Origin of the sequence: Methylobacterium sp. WL9 (assembly GCF_008040035.1) — a bacterium.
GTDB lineage: Bacteria > Pseudomonadota > Alphaproteobacteria > Rhizobiales > Beijerinckiaceae > Methylobacterium > Methylobacterium thuringiense.
In genome coordinates, this window is sequence record NZ_VRVE01000003.1 from 36873 (window position 1) to 55856 (window position 18984).

16 protein-coding genes and 1 pseudogene are annotated in these 18984 nt (G+C 68.4%); 9 read left to right on the top strand and 8 right to left on the bottom strand.

All coding sequences use genetic code 11. The features are described from left to right. Positions 1 to 284 precede the first annotated feature (284 nt). The 3 genes from FV217_RS02035 to FV217_RS02045 all read right to left on the bottom strand — a co-directional run bounded on the left by FV217_RS02035 (position 285) and on the right by FV217_RS02045 (position 3214). Positions 285 to 515 carry a hypothetical protein gene (locus FV217_RS02035; protein WP_147813789.1) on the bottom strand — a complete coding sequence of 77 codons (231 nt, stop codon included), beginning with the start codon at positions 513 to 515 and terminating at the stop codon, positions 285 to 287. Between the two features lie 225 nt (positions 516 to 740). Then, positions 741 to 2318: a glycosyltransferase 61 family protein gene (locus FV217_RS02040; protein WP_147813791.1), complete on the bottom strand. Its 1578-nt coding sequence runs from the start codon at positions 2316 to 2318 to the stop codon at positions 741 to 743. Then, on the bottom strand, positions 2315 to 3214 hold the full coding sequence (locus tag FV217_RS02045; protein ID WP_147813793.1) for a YihY/virulence factor BrkB family protein: 900 nt from the start codon (positions 3212 to 3214) through the stop codon (positions 2315 to 2317). The genes FV217_RS02040 and FV217_RS02045 overlap by 4 nt, the downstream gene beginning before the upstream one ends. A gap of 205 nt (positions 3215 to 3419) precedes the next feature. Here FV217_RS02045 and FV217_RS02050 point away from each other — a divergent pair, with 205 nt between their 5' ends. Both FV217_RS02050 and FV217_RS02055 read left to right on the top strand, forming a co-directional pair. Continuing rightward, entirely contained in the window at positions 3420 to 4301 is an 882-nt protein-coding gene (locus FV217_RS02050; protein WP_147813795.1) for a DMT family transporter, read from the top strand. Positions 4302 to 4414: 113 nt separating this feature from the next. After that, the gene (locus tag FV217_RS02055) at positions 4415 to 6106 is read left to right on the top strand and encodes an acyl-CoA dehydrogenase family protein (protein ID WP_147813798.1); all 1692 of its coding nucleotides are present in this window, start codon (positions 4415 to 4417) and stop codon (positions 6104 to 6106) included. 88 nt (positions 6107 to 6194) lie between these two features. Here the strand turns inward: FV217_RS02055 and FV217_RS02060 are convergent, their stop codons facing one another. Further along, positions 6195 to 6392, bottom strand: a complete 198-nt coding sequence (locus FV217_RS02060) for a hypothetical protein (protein ID WP_147813800.1) — start codon at positions 6390 to 6392, stop codon at positions 6195 to 6197. Between the two features lie 54 nt (positions 6393 to 6446). Beyond that, positions 6447 to 7745, bottom strand: coding sequence for a glycosyltransferase family 4 protein (locus tag FV217_RS02065; protein WP_147813802.1), 1299 nt, complete (start codon positions 7743 to 7745; stop codon positions 6447 to 6449). Between the two features lie 116 nt (positions 7746 to 7861). Here FV217_RS02065 and FV217_RS02070 point away from each other — a divergent pair, with 116 nt between their 5' ends. The 4 genes from FV217_RS02070 to FV217_RS02085 all read left to right on the top strand — a co-directional run bounded on the left by FV217_RS02070 (position 7862) and on the right by FV217_RS02085 (position 12354). Then, positions 7862 to 9130 (top strand): glycosyltransferase, encoded by a 1269-nt coding sequence (locus tag FV217_RS02070; protein ID WP_147813804.1) that lies wholly within the window; start codon positions 7862 to 7864, stop codon positions 9128 to 9130. 265 nt (positions 9131 to 9395) lie between these two features. Then, positions 9396 to 9749 (top strand): phasin, encoded by a 354-nt coding sequence (locus FV217_RS02075; protein ID WP_147813806.1) that lies wholly within the window; start codon positions 9396 to 9398, stop codon positions 9747 to 9749. A 157-nt stretch (positions 9750 to 9906) separates the two neighbouring features. Next, positions 9907 to 10815 carry a phasin family protein gene (locus tag FV217_RS23645; protein WP_147813808.1) on the top strand — a complete coding sequence of 303 codons (909 nt, stop codon included), beginning with the start codon at positions 9907 to 9909 and terminating at the stop codon, positions 10813 to 10815. Positions 10816 to 10899: 84 nt separating this feature from the next. After that, positions 10900 to 12354 (top strand): Do family serine endopeptidase, encoded by a 1455-nt coding sequence (locus tag FV217_RS02085; RefSeq protein WP_147813810.1) that lies wholly within the window; start codon positions 10900 to 10902, stop codon positions 12352 to 12354. Between the two features lie 99 nt (positions 12355 to 12453). Here FV217_RS02085 and htpX read toward each other — a convergent pair. After that, positions 12454 to 13278, bottom strand: a pseudogene (gene htpX, locus FV217_RS02090) (zinc metalloprotease HtpX); the annotation flags it as partial. Between the two features lie 166 nt (positions 13279 to 13444). Here htpX and FV217_RS02095 point away from each other — a divergent pair. Next, a complete protein-coding gene (locus FV217_RS02095; protein WP_147813816.1) occupies positions 13445 to 14755 on the top strand; it encodes a replication-associated recombination protein A in 1311 nt (436 codons plus the stop codon). 58 nt (positions 14756 to 14813) lie between these two features. Here FV217_RS02095 and FV217_RS02100 read toward each other — a convergent pair whose 3' ends face one another. Beyond that, the gene (locus FV217_RS02100) at positions 14814 to 15386 is read right to left on the bottom strand and encodes a TetR/AcrR family transcriptional regulator (protein WP_147813818.1); all 573 of its coding nucleotides are present in this window, start codon (positions 15384 to 15386) and stop codon (positions 14814 to 14816) included. Positions 15387 to 15393: 7 nt separating this feature from the next. Beyond that, positions 15394 to 15867: a nuclear transport factor 2 family protein gene (locus FV217_RS02105; RefSeq protein ID WP_147813820.1), complete on the bottom strand. Its 474-nt coding sequence runs from the start codon at positions 15865 to 15867 to the stop codon at positions 15394 to 15396. A gap of 153 nt (positions 15868 to 16020) precedes the next feature. Between FV217_RS02105 and FV217_RS02110 the strand changes: the two genes are divergently transcribed. Both FV217_RS02110 and FV217_RS02115 read left to right on the top strand, forming a co-directional pair. Then, on the top strand, positions 16021 to 17526 hold the full coding sequence (locus FV217_RS02110) for a carboxypeptidase M32 (RefSeq protein ID WP_147813822.1): 1506 nt from the start codon (positions 16021 to 16023) through the stop codon (positions 17524 to 17526). Between the two features lie 90 nt (positions 17527 to 17616). Then, entirely contained in the window at positions 17617 to 18897 is a 1281-nt protein-coding gene (locus FV217_RS02115; RefSeq protein ID WP_147813824.1) for an Hsp70 family protein, read from the top strand. The last annotated feature ends 87 nt before the right edge of the window (positions 18898 to 18984 follow it).

The following is an 18984-nucleotide window of genomic DNA, read 5'->3' on the forward strand; positions in this document are numbered from 1 at the left end:
TCCGTCGCGATCATCCGACGGTCCGGAGAGTATCGGCAAAAAAAGACCTGCCGTCCGGGAGGACTGCAGGCCGATCAGGCGAGGGATGTCACAGAGAGCGCAGGGTCAAAGCGCCGCAGAGGGTCGAAGTTCCGTCACCGACCCGACGGATCGGCTGGGTATCCCGAAATTCTTCGCGAAACGGACATCGTCAGAGAACCCGTTTAGTGGTGAATAGGCAAAAGCCCACCTCCGGCTGCGAAGCCGGAGATGAGCGTCGGAAATCGATTTGGAAGGGGAAGGCGTTACTTGCCGGAAGCGCCCTTCTGCTTCTCCTTGTCGGCCGAAGCAGCGTTCTCCTGCATGTTCTTATCGGCCGAACCACCACCCTTGCTGGACGGTTCCGCGGTGCTGCCTGCTGCAGAACCGGAGGTCTTGCCGTCGGAGGCCTTCTCCTCGGCAAATGCGCCGGAGGTCGCCAGCAGGCCGAGTGCGAGAACCGCACCGAGGCCGGCGCGCGAGATCATCTTCGTCATTGAGCGTTTCCCTTCGCTTTCAGCAAGCCGATCGGTGTGCCTTCAGGCGCACTCGTCTGCCGCTGCACAATCAACGACGCCGATCCGCATAAAGTTCACGACTGTCTTGCTCGAAGATCCCGTAAGTTCATCAATTGTATGTTTTTATACAATCTGATGGTTCTCGCCGGTATCGTGGTCATGCCAGAACCACAGCCAAAAGAACTGTGTGATATCTGACGGACCTTATCCTGTCGGGCGTCGTGATCGCAGGGAGCCGATCCAGGCTCGTGCTCGCGAGAGCACGCCGACGGGGCCGGCTGGGGAGATATTGCTCGAACGGCGGTCGAGGACAGCGTGCATCAGTGCGTCGGGGAGCCCGACCTCCGGCTCCAATCGCTCGCCGAACACGGCGATCTCGCCGATGTCCAGATCCGAACCCGGCATCACCTCGATCCGAACGAAGTGGGTCGGGAGAGGGTAGCCCGAGCGGAAGGTGAAGGCGGTGGCATGCGGGCCGTCCGGCCTCGCTTCGATGGCGTCCGGCCCCGAAACCGTGTTCCAGGTGACGGCGTCGCCCGAGACCTGCACCGAGAGCGCCGCGGTCTGGGTCGAGCCGGCGCGGTCCCGGACCGTGATGGCGTTGACCGAGCGCACCGCCTTCCACCCGATCTGCCAACGCGTGATCCGGCCGTTCCGGCGCTGGGCCTTCACCGCGCCTTGCCCGGCCATATCCTCGCCGAACGGAGCGGGGCCCGATGGAATCGTCCAGAGCCGTCGCGGTACGCGCGCAGACGCTTGCGGCGAGATACGTCGGTCGCGGAAGGCGTCGGCGATCCGGGCGAGTTCGGCCGCCATCCAGGCCGGATCCGCGATGACCATCGAGACGGTGAAGCCCGGCACCGTGCTCTCTTCTTCGCGCAGGCCGTCGATGGCGTGCAGGAAGAGGCTCCGGTTGCCGCAGACGCGATCGATCAGGGCCTGGTTGCTCGACGCCGCGAGGTTGTTCGACAGCGTGCAGAGTTGCCGCCCGCCCCGGAACGCCGTCGTGTGGAAGGCCGAACTCGAGAAACCCATGGCGAGGCGGGTGCGCGACCAGAGCCGAAGCTGGTCTGCGAAGCCGAGGCGCTCGGGATGCACGGTGGCGATGCCGTGGCGCGCGAGCGCCTCGGTCAGCTTGGCCTCGTTGACGATGGTGCGGTTGCCCGACGTGATCAGCGCCTTCGACAGCCAGAGGTCCGCCGGGGGGGCGGTCTCGGCGGCGGCCTCGCCGAGGATGCGGTCGCCGATGTCGCGCATCATCCGGCCGTAGACGGGCGAGGCGGAGAAGTTCTCGACGAAGGACGGCTCGGCGATGGTCAGCGACGGGAAGCGCATCGGCCCCTCGACCCGCACCAGCTGCTCCTGCCGGACGCCCAGGGCCTCCAGGCAGAGCCGGACGTGATCGTGGCCAAACAGCGCGTCCGGCTCGGCGGTGCCGACGTAGGCGATGCGGGTGGCGGCGTCCGCGTGCTGCGCCAGCGCCCAGAGCCGCGCCAGCGTGCCGACCAGGAAATGGCCGAAATGGACTTGGAACAGCCCGAGCCAGAACACCTCGCCCTCGGGCATGCAGGGCGGGGCGGCCGGCGGTTCGATCCGGGGCGGGCCGCCGACGCTGGCGTGGTCCGGGAAGGCGCGAAAGAAGCCGCTATCCTCGATCATGCGGCCGGAGCGGTCGTAGATCGACCAATGGTGCAGGAACACGTCCCGGTGGCGCACCACGCGCAGCGCCTCCTCGACGACGTTGCACCGGCCCCACAGGATCGGGCACTTCGCGAGCATCATGGCGGAGAGGTCCGCGTGCCGGCCGCCTCGACCTGCTTCGCCTTCATCCGGGCCTGAAGCCGCTGGCGGCGGGCGGCGATGACCGTGCCGTTGATCTCGCCGCCGAACAGGAACATCGCGGCGAGCCAGTACAGGAACACGAGGAAGACCATCGCCGTGGCGAGGCCGCCATAGGTCGAGACGTAGGCATTCGAGAATCGGTCGAGATAGAAGCCGAATCCTAGGCCCGCGAGGAACCACAGCAGCAACGTCACGCCGATTCCCGGCAGCACCGCGATCAGCGGCCGACGCCCGGCCGCGACGAACTTGTGTGCAATCACCAGCACCACCGCGATCAGCAGGGCCGTGATGCCGATGCGGGCGATGGTGACGGTGAGGCCGAGGGATTCGAGACCCGGGGCCACGAACACCGCCTGCCGCCACAACAACGGCCCAAGCACCACCAGCAGTGCGAAGGCGAGCATCGCGAACGCGCCGCAGATCACGTAGCCGATCGATTCGAGCCGGGTCAGCCACCAAGAGCGCATTTCGCGCCGGCCATAGGCGCGGTTCAGCCCGACGCGCAAGGATTCCACGCCGGAGGAGGAGAAGTAGAGGGCCAGCACCGCGCCGAGCGTCAGCACGCCGCCGCGCTGCTCGGTGAGCACCCGGTGGACCTCGCCGGCGATGGGGTTCGCCACCTCGCGCGGCAGCGCGTCGAACAGCAGCGTGCCGGCCTCGTCTGCCAGCGACTTCGAGCCGAACAGGCCGGCCAGCGCCGCGAGCAGGATCAGGAACGGAAACAGCGAGGTCAGCAGCGACAGCGCGATGTGGCTGGCGATGGCCCAGCCGTCATGGGCGACGAAGCGCTGCGCGGCGATTCCGGCGACGTCGAGGCTCTTGCGGGTGCGGTTCACGGGTACGGCGGCTTCGGGTTCGGTCCGGGTGCCCGCAGGCGGGCTTGGGCCGACTTACGCGGAACCGGCGCGGGTCCGTCAACGTGGCGGCGGGCGTCGCGCCGTTTCGCGGCCGGCGGTGGCGCGCCGGTCACAGCCGGTGCATGGCAGCCCGCCGATGCGGGAGGTTGCATCGCCGCCCGTCGCATGGTGCAGGCCGCGCATCATGCCGAGGACCTCCGCCGGGCTGCAGGCCGCCCTGATCCCGAGCCTGTTCGTGGTGATCTGGGCGACCGGGTTCGTCACGGCGCGCCTCGTCGCCCCGCATGCGGAGCCGCTGGCCTTCGTAGCGGTGCGCGTCGTCGCCACAACCGTGGTGCTTTTCACGATCGCCTGCGTCCGGCACGTGCGCTGGCCATCGGGGCGCGCGGGGCGGGACGCGCTGATCGCCGGCGTGCTGATGCAGGGCATTTACATCGCCGGCGTGTTCTGGGCCGTGCATCGCGGCCTGCCCGCCGGCATCGCCGCCCTCGTCGGCAGCCTGCAACCACTCCTGACGGCTGCCATCGCCGGGCCGATGCTTGGCGAGCATGTCGCCGGCCGGCGCTGGGCCGGTATCGGTACGGGATTTCTCGGCGCGGCGTTGGTGCTGATGCCGAAGCTCGGCGCAGTCGACGCCTCCGGCATTCCGCCCATGCCGCTTGCCGTATGCATCGGCGCGATGGTGTCTATGACCTTTGGCACGCTGTGGCAGAAGCGCACGGGCGGCGGCGTGGATCTGCTCGCCAACGCCACCATCCAGTTCGCCGGAGCGTCGCTGCTGATGGTGCCGCTGGCAGCGTTCCTCAGTGATTGGCGTTTCGATGTCGGCTGGCCGCTGGGCCTCGGCTTCGTATGGTCCGTGCTCGGAAATTCGGTTGCCGGCATTCTCCTGCTGATGGCGCTGATCCGGCGCGGAGCGGTCGCGGGGGTCGCGTCGCTGTTCTTCCTGGTCCCGCCGGTCTCCGCCGTGATGGCCTTCGTGATGTTCGACGAGGCCCTGAGCCCGATGCAGATCGCCGGCATGGCCGTCGCTGCGGCAGGCGTCGCCTTGGCCAGCCGGGGCTGACTGCATTTTGCATTCAGCCGGGATCGCAGCGGGGTGGGGCAACAAACCTCTACTGCAGGGCCGATCCACCCTATAATGACCCTCAAGGACTTCATATCACGAGAGAGTGAGACATGGCCGCTTCCCCCGCCATCAGCCCCGCCAACGACACTCAGGACCTCGTCGGCCTGACACGCGATGCGGCCCAATCCGCCAAGAAGCTCGTCGCCGAGGCGACCGCGCGCGTCCGCAAGCTTGTTCTGACCCCCGAGGGCAAGGTCGACGCCGCCAAGCTCGAGGCCGAGCAGCACGCCGCCCACGGCCTCGCCTGGCTCGCCACCTACGGCGAGGCGGTGCGCGAACTCGCCGGCTACGCCGAGCGCCTGCAGTCCGAGGGCAAGCTCGGCGAGACCGAGACGCTGCTCGTGAAGATCGGCGCCGGTGAATATCTCGACCAGATGTTCGGCGGCATTCCGATGAGCCAGGGCGAGATGGTGCGCCCGACCTCGTCGCTGGGCTTCCAGCAGAGCGAGCTCGCGCAGTACCGCACCGAGGCCGTCGAGGCGGCGATCGCCGACGGCAATACGGCGGCCAACCGCAAGGCCCTCGTAGCCAAGATCCGCGAAGGCGTCGGCGCCGGCTCTGCGACGATCGGCGATTCCGGCCTCGACGAGGACATGGAATCCATCCGCTCCGAGATGCGCCGCTTCGGCAAGGCCGAGGTAGTCGATCAGGCGCACGAGTGGCACCTGAAGAACGACTACATCCCCATGGAGATCGTGGAGAAGATGGCCGAGCTCGGCGTCTTCGGCCTGACGATCCCCGAGGAATACGGCGGCATGGGCCTGCCGAAGATCTCGATGTGCGTCGTCTCGGAAGAGCTGTCGCGCGCCTATATCGGCGTCGGCTCGCTCGGCACCCGCACGGAGATCGCGGCCGAGCTGATCCTCGGCGGCGGCACCGAGGAGCAGAAGCAGCGCTTTCTGCCGAAGCTCGCCTCGGGCGAGATCCTGCCCACCGCCGTCTTCACCGAGCCGAACACCGGCTCCGACCTCGCTTCGCTGCGCACCCGCGGCACGAAGGAGGGCGACGTCTGGAAGATCAACGGCAACAAGACTTGGATCACGCACCCCGTGCGCGCCGACATCATGACGGTGCTGGTGCGCACCAAGCCCGAGGAGAAGGGCCATCGCGGCCTCTCCATGCTCATCGCCGAGAAGGCCCGCGGCACCGACGCAGAGCCCTTCCCGGTCGAGGGCCTGTCGGGCGGCGAGATCCACGTGCTCGGCTATCGCGGCATGAAGGAATACGAGCTGTCCTTCGAGGACTTCTCGGTGCCCGGCAACAACTTGCTCGGCGACGTCGAGGGCAAGGGCTTCGCCCAGCTCATGCAGACCTTCGAGTCGGCCCGCATCCAGACCGCCGCCCGTGCCATCGGCGTCGCTCAGTCGGCCCTCGATGTCGGCCTGCGCTACGCCGAGGAGCGGGTGCAGTTCGGCAAGCCGCTGATCGAGTTCCCGCGCGTTGCCGACAAGATCGCGATGATGGCGGTGGAGATCAACATCGCCCGCCAGCTCACCTACTTCTCGGCCCGCGAGAAGGACGAGGGCAAGCGCTGCGACCTCGAGGCCGGGATGGCCAAGCTGCTCGGTGCCCGCGTCGCCTGGGCGGCCGCCGACAACGCCCTGCAGATCCATGGCGGCAACGGCTTCGCCCTCGAATACCAGGTGAGCCGCCTGCTCTGCGACGCCCGCATCCTCTCGATCTTCGAGGGCGCGGCCGAGATCCAGGCGCAGGTGATCGCGCGCCGGCTGCTGGAGCAGTAGACCGCTCCGGTCGAAGGTGCCGCGACGACCAATGAAAAACGCCGGGGCATCCACCCCGGCGTTTTTTCGTTTCGTAGCGGCTTCTCGACTACTTCGTGATCTTCACCGAGACCGGGTCGCTCGACGGAAACGTTTCTTCGAGGGCTTCGTCGAGGCGGTCTTCCATCTTGCCCTGCGTGTTGGCGGGGTTGGACGTGTCGCCGGTCGGTTTGTCGCTCGGACGCTTGCCGTTCTCGTCGGCCTTCGCGTCGCCGCCGGCCGGATTCTTGGCTGTCGTCTCGGACATGTCGGGTCACTTCCTACTTCGGGTCGGCATCCGCATCGCGGTGCGCGTGGCCGGTCAACGCAGCGCGCGCGGCGGTGTTTCCGTTCCGATCGGCGGTGGGCGACGGGTGGCCCCGGCGACGATGCGCTGGCGCTGCCCCGCCGCCTCGCGGGCCACGCGCTCGTAGACCTGCTCCAGCCGGTCGAGATGGGCGTCGACGCTGAGCGGGCCGGACCAGTAACGCTCGTGCGCCTGCCGGCTCAGCCTGTCGGCGAGTGCATCGTCCGTGAGCCGCGAGAGATGCGCGGCGAGCGCGGCCGGATCGCCGGAGCGGAACCAGAAGCCGTTCTCGCCGTCCTCGATCGCCTCACGTCCGGCACAGGCATCGCTGACGACGACCGGGCAGCCGACGGCCAGAGCCTCGTAGACCGTGAGCGGCTGGCCCTCGTACCAGATGCTCGGGAACACCAGAGCGCGCGCCTCGCGCATCAGCGCCTGGACCTCTCCCGCCTGCTTCCAGCCGAGCATGACGCTCTCGGGGTAGCGCGCCTTGAGCTCTGCCGCGCTCGGCCCGTCGCCGACGAAGACCGGCCGTACCCCCGCCCTGCGCGCGGCTTCCGCGAAGATCGGTGCACCTTTCTCGGTCGAGATGCGGCCGACGAACAGGAAGTCGCCGGGCGGGCCGGAGCGGGGCGGGGCCTTGGCCACCGAGATCGGGTTGTCGACACGGTGAAACACCGTGGTTTCGGGCAGCAACGGCGCGATCACACGCTCCTGCAATGCGCTGATCGTGACGACATGGCGGAACAGGTCGGGCAGACGGGAGACGTGATCCAGGCCGACATGGCGCACGACCCGCAGGAGTTTTCGCGGGTAAGAGCGCGCATCGCAATTTGTGCCGAGGCAGGAGAGCGACATCGGCGTGCGGTGGCAGATGGCTTTCGCCGGGTAGTCGTAGAAGCCGCCGTTCGGGCAGACCAGGAAGAACTCGTGCATCGTGTAGAGGCACGGCAGGCCCGACGCCCGGATCGGCACGCCGACCGACGGCGAGAGCGACTTGGCGAAGGCGTGGACATGCACCAGCGTGTCGGCGGGATCGTAGTGTCGGAGTTCCCTGGCGAGTGCGGCGGCGGCCTTGCGGTTCCAGATTGCCTGGGTCGCGAAGGCGAGTTTGTTCGTCGTGGAAGCGATGTCGTCCTGCCCGAGGCAGACGACGCGGATGCCGGCGGCTCCAAGTCGCGGATCGACCGGGCCGACGGCGGCGAAGACCGTGACGGCGTGTCCCCGCGATCGCAGCCCCAACGCCGAGTCGAGGGCGACTTTCGCCTGCCCTCCATTGATGTGGGCGTGATCGAGAACCAGGACGACACGCACGACGGCAGCCGATCATTCCGGGGAAAGTCGATCATCTTTACCGGTCGGCAGTTGATCGTGCGTAAACCCGAAGACGATCCGGGCCGCGATACGCCCGGCGACCGGGGCGTCCTGCCATGCATGTCGTGATCCTCGCCGAATTCGCCGTCGCGAGCGGCGGCGCGGAGAAGGTCGCCGTGGAATCCGCCCGCGGCCTCGCCGAGGCCGGCGTCGCCGTCAGCTTCATTCAGGCGGTCGACGGGCCGGCGGACGCGCTGCTCGACCATCCGCACATCCGGCATATCAGCCTCGGCCTCGCCGACGTCTGGTCGCTGCCGGCCTGGAAGGGCGCGCTTACCGGCATCTGGCACGGCGAGGCCGCCCGCAGGCTAGGCGCCGCCCTCGATGCGCTGCCTGTTCGGGCCGATTGCATCCACCTGCATCAATGGACCCGCGCGCTCTCGCCGTCAGTGCTGCCCGTTCTGCTCGCCCGCGGCGTACCGGTGGCAGTGACCTTGCACGACTACTTTCTAGCCTGCCCGAACGGTCTCTATTACCGCTTCGATAGAGCCGAGCCCTGCACGCTGAAGCCGCTCTCGGCCTCCTGCATCGCGGCCTCCTGTGATCCGAAGAGTCGGCTGCACAAGCTGGTGCGCGTCGCCCGATCGGCCGCGATGCGGACAGCGATCGGCGCCGGCCATCTCGACGTCGTCCATGTCTGCGATGCCAGCATCGGACGGGCCGGCGCCCTGCTCGCCGGCTTCGACCTGCGGCATCACCGCCTCGACAATCCCGTGCGCACGCCGAAGGGGCCGGCAGCCGAGCCGGCCAGGGGCGACGCCATCGCCTATGTCGGCCGGCTGACGCCGGAGAAGGGTGCAGACCTCGTCGCCGACGCGGCGCGGCAGGCCGGGATCCCGGCCTTGTTCATCGGGGCGGGTCCGCTCGAAGAGCGGCTGCGGGCAACGCCCGGCGTCGAAGTGCTCGGCTGGCGCAGCCCAGTGGAGGTCGAGGCGGTTCTGCGCAACCGCGCGCGCGCCGTCTGCGCACCGTCGCGCTGGTACGAGACAGGGCCGCTCACCGTCTACGAAGCACTCGCTGCCGGTATCCCGGCGGTCGCCTCGACCCGCGCGGGCGCCTCCGAAAAGGTCGAGGACGGTGTGACCGGGTTCACCGTCGAGCCGGATGTCGGGGCACTCGCTGCGGCCTTCGCGAAGCTCGCCGACAGCCGGCTTGTGCAGCGCACAGGGCGAGCCGCCTATGAGCGCTATTGGGCCGCTCCGATGACGCTCGCGGTGCATGCCGCCGGCCTGATCCGGATCTACGAATCGGCGATGCGTGGCACCGCACGCAAGCTCAACGATATCAATCCGGATTCTGCATTCAGTCTCGCCATGAATCGTTAGTCAGCAGCACGGCCTCGAGCTCCTGGCTTACAGGTTCCGCCGATTGTCACATCTTCGGCTGGTGCGTTTGACCAGGGCCCATCCGGGCTGCTAGCCTCTGTTCAGCCGATTTCAGTTTTAGATCAATTACATGCCGTGCAAATGCGACGCACGGAACGTCCTCGAAAGCCGTCTTGACTTCCATGTTGCACTGCAACATATCTCCGACGGGCCGGACGCGACGAGTCGCCGCGGCCGGACGAAAATGTCCACAGGAGAGATTGCTTTGGCTACGCAAGGTTTCGAGATCCCGACCGAATTCCGCGATTTCGCGGACAAGAGCGTCGACCAGGCCCGCAATGCTTTCGGCAGCTTCCTGAGCGGCGCCGTGAAGACCTCCGAGCAGCTGCAGAGCACCGGCGTCAACGTCCAGTCGACCGTACATGCCGCCGTCCTCAAGGGCATCGATCACGCCCAGACGAACGCGAACGCTACCTTCGACTTCACGCAGAAGCTCGTTCGCGCCCGCGACCTCCGCGAGGCCTTCGAGATCCAGTCCGAATACGTGAAGTCCCAGTTCGCCGCCCTCCAGGCGCAGGCGAAGGACTACGGTTCGCTGGCCCAGAAAGCCGCGCACTAAAGCGTTTCGCGCCTGACGCGACGAAGCATCTCCCGAAGAACCCGCGACCGGTCCGGTCGCGGGTTCGACCCCACGGAGAGGAGGCAGCCCGGAATTCCTCCTGTGGGATCCCGGCGCAACGCCTCGCACCGACACGAAACGACGAGGAGGCGGCCTGATGGCAACGCACACTGATCCGACGCGGAAATCCGATGCGGCCGCGAAGAACGCGCCAGCCGAGGATGCGAAGCCAGTGACGAAGCCGGCCGCCGAGGCGATCGCAAAGGCCGCGCAGAAGCCTCCGGCCGCTAAGCCTGCCCCGGCTCCGGTACCGAAGGCTGCCGCGGACAAAGCCGCGAGCATCACCTCCCCACCGGCCAAGACCCAGCACAAGACCGAGCCGGCGCAGACCTTCAGGCCTCCGGCACCGAAAACCGAGACCGCTGGATTGAAGCCCGTAGCCTCCGAGAAGGCCGCTCCGGCGACGGCGAATGCGTCCGTCCCGAAGGCGGAACCTGCAAAGCCTGTTCCGGTCGAGAGCAAGGTGGCCGCGGAGGCCAAGCCTGCGTCGAAGGCGGCCGACACGGCTGCCGCCGCCAATTCCAACGCGAAAACCGCTCCGCCCACCGCCAAAGTCGAGCCCAAGGCCGAGCCGGCCCCGAAGCCCGCGCCGGACACGGTGGAGGCCCAGCCGGCCCCTGCACCGAAGCCCGTTGCCGCAAAGCCGCCGGCTCCCGAGGCCAAATCACCGGAGTTCGAAGCTCCGGCCCCGAAGGCACCGGCTGTCGAGACTGTCGTTGCGGCGGCTGCCAAGCCTGCCGCGATTGCCGCCAAGGCGTCCGCAACCTTCGGTGTTGGTGCATCCTCGGCTCAGTTCACCGAGATCAACGAGACCGTGCTCACCTTCGTCCGCAAGGAAGGCGAGGCTGCGCTCGCCCACATGCAGGCGCTCACCAGGGTGAAGTCGCCGGCCGAGTTGATCCGTCTCCAGGTCGGCGAGTTCCAGCGGGCGGCCGATTCATCTCTCAGTTGCATCAGCACCATCGTGCGCAGCGCGAGCCGGATGGGCGGCGTGCGTCTCCCCTGACGCAACGGGGCGTGTGAAGCCACGCGCACGCCCGATTCGGCGTGATAGACACCCCGAAAGCCTCATCGCCTTCGGGAGACCACCATGCCTCGTTCGCCGCTCATGCCGGCCCGCGCCCTCGCCGTCGCCCTGACCGCCGCGGCCTGCCTCGCGCCGCCGCCCGTCATCGCTCAGATGGCGGCGACTTCCGAGAAGGTGCCCCCGCTCTCGAAGGGTGAGATCCAGCTCTCCTTCGCGCCGATCGTGAAGCGGGCCGCGCCGTCGGTCGTCAACGTCTACGCCACGCATGTCGAGAAGCGGAACGCCCGCTCCAACGCTATGGCTGAGTTCATGCGCCGCTTCTTCGGTGAAGACGCGCCGGGCCGCGGCCCCGGCGGGACGCCCGGCGAACGGGCGCAGCGCTCGCTGGGCTCCGGTGTGATCGTCGACGCCTCGGGCCTCGTCATCACCAACAACCACGTCATCGACAACATGAACGAGGTGAAGGTCTCGCTTGCCGACCGCCGCGAGTTCGAGGCCACCATCGTGCTGCGCGATCCGCGCACCGACCTCGCCGTGCTCAAGATCAAGTCGCCGGCCGACGTCGCCCCAATGCCGATCGGCGATTCCGATCATCTCGAGGTCGGCGATTTCGTGATGGCGATCGGCAACCCCTTCGGCGTCGGCCAGACGGTGACGCAGGGCATCATTTCGGCGCTCGCGCGCACCCAGGTCGGCTCGTCCGACTACCAGTTCTTCATCCAGACGGACGCCGCGATCAATCCGGGCAATTCGGGCGGCGCACTGGTGGACCTCAAGGGCCACCTCGTCGGCGTCAACACCGCGATCTATTCGCAATCCGGCGGCAGCCACGGCATCGGCTTCGCCATTCCCGCCAGCATGATCCGCGCCGTCGTCGATACCGCCAAGGGCGGCGGTTCGACCGTGCGGCGGCCCTGGCTCGGCGCACGCCTGCAGACCGTGACGCCGGATATCGCCGAGAGCGTAGGCCTCGACCGCCCCACCGGCGTCCTGGTGGCCAGCATGCAGCCCAAGAGCCCGGCCGAGGATTCCGGTCTGAAGCGCGGCGACGTCGTTCTGGCCATCGACGGCCAGCAGGTCGACGACCCGGAGGCCTTCGGGTATCGCTTCGCCTTGAAGGGGACGACGGGCAAGACGACCCTCAGCATCCAGCGCGGCGCGAAGAAGCAGACGGTCGAGGTGAAGCTCGGCTCCGCACCGGAAACCCGGCCCCGCGACATGCTGAAGGTGAAGAGCCGCTCGCCCTTCGTCGGCGCGACGCTCGTCAACACGTCGCCGGCGGTCGCCGAGGAAATCCAGGTCGACCTGCCGGCGGACGGCGTGGCCGTCGCCGAAGTCGAGGAAGGCTCGATCGCCGGCCGCTCTGGCTTCAAGAAGGGCGACGTCATCGTCGCGATCAACGGCAGCATCGTCTCTTCGACCAAGGACCTCGAACGCATGACCCGCGACAGCCTCGGCGTCTGGGAGGTCTCGATCAACCGCGGCGGCGAGGTGATGACGACGGTGTTCCGGGGGTAGCCGTCAGCTCCAGGGTCCGCGCCGAGATGGATCCGGCGATCCGGCCCAGGGCGCGTCTCTGAATCCGCCGCCACCCACTCCCGCCGGCATCCCGCCGACGAGTTGCCGCAACGCCGCGACTCGCTCGCGCGTGGGCGGATGCGTCGAAAAGAGCGCGTCGATGCCCCCGCCCGTGAGCGGGTTGATGATGAACATCGGCGCGGTGGCCGGGTGGCTCTCGGCCGACGGGCTCGTCACCTGCCTCACGCCGGCCTCGATCCGCTCGAGCGCCGAGGCTAGCCAGAGCGGGTTGCCGCAGATGGCGGCACCCTCGCGGTCGGCCTCGTACTCGCGGGCGCGGCTGATGGCGAACTGCACGATCATCGCGGCGAACGGTGCCGCGATGGCGGCGGCGATCGAGACCAGCGGGTTCGGCCGGGCATCGCCGCGCCCGCCGAACAGGAAGCCGAACTGCGCCAGCGTCGCGATTGCTCCGGCGAGGGTTGCTGAGACCGTCATGATCAGCGTGTCGCGATTCTTGATGTGCGCCAACTCGTGCGCCATCACCGCCGCGACCTCTTCGCGGCTCAGCGTATTCAGCAGGCCGGTCGTCGCGGCGACCGCCGCGTTCTGCGGGTTGCGGCCGGTGGCGAAGGCGTTGGGCTGCGGATCGTCGACGAGATAGACCCGCGGCATCGGCAGGCCGGCCCGGCCGGCCAGATCGCGCACCATCGCAACGAGATCCGGCGCACTGTACGCATCGACTTCGCGGGCGCCGTGGGCGTTCAGCGCGAGGCTGTCGGAGCGCCAGTAGGCGTAGAGGTTCGTCAGCGCGGCCATGCCGAGCGCCAGCACCATTCCCTTGGCGCCCCCTAGCGCCAGCCCGACTGCACCGAAGAGGGCGGTAAGGCCGGCGAGCAGCACGGCGGTCTTGAGGGAGTTCATCGGTTCGCCGCCTCGCCTGTCGTCACCGGCTCGATAATGGGCGCTCGGCCGGCGCCGTTGAAGACATGGAGGTGTGACGGCAGGCACCGCGCGGTTTCGGTTCGGTCTTGTGGGCGCGGTACGGGACGGGCTTGCCGAGCCGTCCGCCTGAGGTGTTGATGCGCCGATGTCCGACCTCTTCGCCTCCGCCGGCCTCGATAATTCCGCGCCGCGCCCGCTGGCCGACCGCCTGCGCCCGCAGACGCTCGCCGAGGTGGTCGGCCAGGAGCATCTGACCGGGCCGGACGGCTCGCTGTCGCGGCTGCTGAATTCGAAAGCGCTCGGCTCGCTGATCTTCTGGGGGCCGCCCGGCACCGGCAAGACCACGGTGGCGCGGCTGCTCGCCCACGAGGTCGACCTGCATTTCGAGCAGATCTCGGCGATCTTTTCCGGTGTCGCCGACCTGCGAAAGGTGTTCGAGGCGGCGCGCGGGCGGCGCTCCACCGGTCGCGGCACGCTGCTCTTCGTCGACGAGATCCACCGCTTCAACCGGGCCCAGCTCGATGCCTTCCTGCCGGTGATGGAGGATGGCACCGTCACCCTCGTCGGCGCCACCACCGAGAACCCGTCCTTCGAGCTGAACGCGGCGCTGCTCTCCCGCGCCCGCGTCCTGCTGTTCCGGGCGCTCGACGCGGCGGCGATCGCAAAGCTGCTCGCCCGCGCAGAGGACCTGACGGGTCAGCCGCTGCCGCTCGACGAGGAGGCCCGCGCCGTCCTCGTGCGCATGGCCGACGGCGACGGCCGCGCCTCGCTGACGCTCGCGGAAGAGGTCTGGCGCTCGGCCAGGCCCGGCGAGACGCTCGATGCGAAGACGCTCCAGGATCTCGTCCAGCGCCGCGCGCCGATCTACGACAAGGCGCAGGAGGGACACTACAACCTGATCAGCGCACTCCATAAGACCGTGCGCGGCTCGGACCCGGATGCGGCGCTGTACTACCTCTGCCGGATGCTCGACGGCGGCGAGGACCGGCTGTTCATCGCGCGGCGGCTCGTGCGCATGGCGGTGGAGGATATCGGGCTGGCCGATCCGCAGGCGCTGGTGATCGCCAACGCGGCCAAGGACGCCTTCGACTTCCTCGGCTCGCCGGAGGGCGAACTCGCGCTCGCCCAGGCCACGGTCTATCTGGCCTGCGCGCCTAAATCGAACGCCGTCTACAACGCCTACAAAGCCGCGACGCGAGTCGCGAAGGATCACGGCTCGCTGCCGCCGCCCCGCGTCATCCTGAACGCGCCGACGAAGCTCATGAAGACCATCGGCTACGGCGACAGCTACCGCTACGACCACGACGAGCCGGACGCGTTTTCGGGTCAGGATTACTGGCCGGAAAAACTCGACCGCCAGCATTTCTATGTGCCGACCGACCGTGGGATGGAGACGCGCTACGGCGAGCGGCTGGCCTATTGGGAGAGATTGCGGCGGGAGCGGCGCGAGAAGTAGCCGACCCCGATGGCCGCCGTCTGCGGTCCGCGATGACGGCGTTGGATCGGTTCAGCTTTCACCGGGGATTGCTCCCGGCCAGCAGCCGCCCCTCCAGCCGATTCAGCATCCGCCCGAACAGTTCGGAGTCCTGCAAGGCCCGCGATGCGACGAGCGCGCCCTGGATCATCGCGACGGCCTCTTCGGCGAGACTCGCCGCCATTTCCTGGGCGACGCCGGTTCGAACCAGCGCCGAAGCGAGCGCATCCCGCCACGCCAGAAAATACGAATGGATGCGCTCGGCGAAGCGGTCGCGCACGTCGCCGAGCGCCAGCACGCCGACGAGGCAGACGCGCCGGCCGGAGCGGAAATAGGCGTCCGTGTCACGCAGACTCGCCCGAATCGCGGCGGCCGCATCCGGCTCCTCGCGCAGCGGCCGAAAGATCCGGGTCTCGAACCAGCCGTCGATCTCGTCGAGCACGGCGTTGGCCATCTCCTCCTTCCCGCCCGGAAAGAAGTGATAGAGGCTGCCCTTGCCGAGGCCCGTGCGCTGGCCGATCAGAGCAAGGCTCGCGCCCTCGTAGCCGTGCTCGCGAAACACCTCCGCGAGCGCCGGCAGGATATCCGCGCGCTCGGCGACGATACGCGGCATCGGCGGGTCAAAGCCCGAGTTCGGTCAGCCCCGGATGATCGGCCGGACGCGGGCCCGAGCGGTCCCAGTGGAACAGCCGCTCGCCCTCCTGGATCGGCAGATCGTTGATGCTGGCATGGCGGACCTGCATCAGGCCGTTGGCATCGAACTCCCAATTCTCGTTGCCGTAGGCGCGGAACCACTGTCCGGCTGCATCCTGGTACTCGTAGGCGAAGCGAACCGCGATGCGGTTGTCGTCCTGCGCCCAAATCTCCTTGATCAGGCGGTACTCGTGCTCACGCTGCCACTTGGCGGTGAGGAATGCGACGATCGCCTCCCGGCCCCGAAAGATGTCCGAGCGGTTCCGCCAGCGGCTGTCGGCCGTGTAGGCGAGCGAGATCTTTTCAGGGTTGCGTCCGTTCCAGCCGTCCTCTGCGGCGCGAACCTTCTTGATCGCTGTCTCCTGGGTGAAGGGCGGCAATGGCGGGCGGGTCTCGGTCATGGGGCGTCCTCCTCGGTCGTTCTTGTACCGAACGGTACAGATTGTTCCGATTGGTTAAGAGGGGCGGCCTCCGTTGTCAACGGCGCGTCGCCAGCACGGCACGGGGCATGTTAGGCCGCTCACACCTCCTCCTGCCAAGGACACCCGACATCGATGCAGGCCTACCGCTCGCTCGCGACCACCTTCTCCCGGCTCGGCGCGCTGGATGACGCCGCCGGCATTCTCGGCTGGGACACGCAGACCCTGATGCCGGACGGCGCCTCGGACACGCGGGGTGAGCAACTTGCGACGCTGAGCGTGCTCTCGCACGAATTGCTGACGGCCCCAGCGATGGGGGACCGCCTCGCGGAGGCCGAAGCGGATGCCGCCGCGCTCGGCGAATGGGAGCGGGCGAACCTGCGCGAGATGCGGCGTGTCCACACCCATGCCTCCGCCGTTCCGGGCGATCTCGTCGAGGCCAGCTCCAAGGCGTCCACCAAGTCGGAAATGGTCTGGCGCGAGGCGCGCCGGAACGCCGATTTTGCGAGTCTGAAGCCGCATCTCGCCGAAGTTCTGCGGCTGCAGCGCCTCGTCGGCGAGGCGAAGGGCGCGGTCCTCGGCCTTTCGCCCTACGATGCGCTGCTCGACGGCTACGATCCGGGCATGCGCCGCGCCCGCATCGATCCGCTGTTTTCCGAGTTGCGTTCCACCTTGCCGGGCCTCGTCCAGCAGGCGCAGGCGCGGCAGGCCTCGCAGCCCCCGGTCAGGCCGTTGCCCGGTCCGTTCCCGGTGGAGAGCCAGAAGACCCTGGGGCTCGCGCTGATGAGCGCCGCCGGCTTCGATTTTTCGCGGGGGCGGCTCGATGTCAGCCTGCACCCGTTCTGCGGCGGCGCCACCGACGACGTCCGCATCACCACCCGCTACGACGAAGCCGACGCCACCCGCGCTCTGATGGGCGTGATGCACGAGACCGGGCACGCCCTCTACGAGCAGGGCCGCCCGGCCGCCTGGCGTCACCAGCCTGTGGGGCAGGCGCGCGGCATGAGCTTGCACGAGAGCCAGTCGCTGCTGATCGAGATGCAGGCCTGCCGCACGCGCGAGTTCTCGGAGTTTTTGGCCCCGCGCCTCCGCGAAGCCTTCCGGGGGGAGGGGGCCGAGTGGAACGCCGACAACGTCCACCGGCTCTACACGCGGGTGGAGCCCGGCTTCATCCGCGTCGATGCCGACGAGGTGACGTATCCGGCCCACGTCCTGCTCCGCTACGAACTGGAGACGGCGATGATCGCCGGCGACCTCGCCGTCGCCGACCTGCCGGGCGCCTTCAACGACGGGATGAAGCGGCTCCTCGGGCTGGATGTGCCGAACGACCGCCTCGGCTGCCTGCAGGACATCCACTGGCCCGGCGGCAGTTTCGGGTATTTTCCGACTTATACGCTCGGTGCCATGGGTGCGGCTCAGCTTTTTAAAGCGGCTTGCGCGGCTTTGCCGGGCAGCCTGCCGGCGTTGGCGCAGGGCGATTTCTCGGAGTTACGCGGCTGGCTGCGCGACAATGTCCATTCCAAGGGTAGCCTGCTGCAGACCGACGATCTGCTGGTCGCGGCGACCGGCAAACCACTTGGCGCAGAGGATTTTCTGGCGCATCTCGACCGCCGCTATGTCGCCGACGCCGCCGTGTCCTGACGCCGAAAACCGCGTCCCGCGGTAGACCGGCCGGGCCGCATGCCGTAGGCAACCGCCCCTTCCCAGGAAATGGCCGGAGACCCTTCGTACATGGCGGCCTGCGGCCTCGATTTCGGCACCTCGAACACCACGCTTGGCCTTGCCACGGCTGGCCGGCCCTCATTGTCGCCCCTGGAAGGCGCGCATCGGACGATCCCCAGCGCGATCTTCTTTCGTCCGGGGCACGAAGCCGTCATCGGGCGCGCGGCGATCTCGGCCTATGTCGAGGGTGAGCCGGGCCGGCTGATGCGCAGCCTCAAATCTGTGCTGGGATCGAGCCTCATCGAGGAGAGCACCCCGGTCGGCCGTGAACGCCTGCGCTTCCGCGAGGTCATCGCCCGCTATCTCGGCGCGGTGAAGAGCCGGGCGGAGGCCGCCGGCGGCGTCGAACTCGACACGGTGGTGCATGGCCGCCCTGTCCACTTCGTCGACGGCGACGAGGCCGGCGACCGCAAGGCGGAGGACACGCTCCGCGCCATCGCCGGCGAGGTCGGTTTCCGCCATGTCCGTTTCCAGTACGAGCCGATCGCGGCGGCGCTCGACTACGAACAGTCGGTCGCGAGCGAAGAAATCGCGCTGATCGCCGATATCGGCGGCGGCACCTCGGACTTTTCCATCGTCCGGCTCTCCCCCGAGCGGCACCGCCGCGCCGACCGCGCCGAGGACATCCTGGCCAATGACGGCGTGCGAATCGGCGGCACGGATTTCGACCGCCGGCTCAGCCTCGGCACGGTGATGCCGCTGATGGGGCTCGGCAGCCCGATGAAGCGCGCCGACCTCCTCGTTCCGAACGGCTACTTCCACGACCTCGCGACGTGGTCGAGCATCAACCGGCTCTACGACCGCAAGGTGTTTCGCGAGTTGGAGGAGGTCGCGCGCGATGCGGCGCGGCCCGAGCTGATCGATCGCCTTCGGACCGTGGTCGAGGCCGAGCGCGGCCATGCGCTGGCCATGGCGGTGGAGGGCGCGAAGATTGCGGCCTCCGACAGCGACGACGGCCGCATCGACCTCGATTGGGTCGAGGCGGGCTTGGTGGTTGCGGTCGACCGCGCCGGCCTCGCCCGGCAGACCGATACGCTGGCGGAGCGGGTCGCCGAGCGGATCGGGCGCTGTCTGGCTCAGGCGGGGCTGACGGCTGCGGGAATCGATGCGATCTTCCTCACTGGCGGTTCGACCGGCCTGCCGCATGTGCGCGCGGCGCTCTGCGCCAGCGTGCCGGAGGCGCGGGTCGTCGATGGCGACACCTTCGGCTCGGTCGGCGTCGGGCTGGCGATCGAGGCGGCGCGTCAGTTCGGGCCGGTGCGCGTGCTGGCGGGTGCCGATGCAGGCTGATCCTCAACGCCGGCCGGCCTCGTGACATCCTACCAACATCCCTCATCCTGAGGTGCCGCGAAGCGGCCTCGAAGGAGGGCTCCAGGT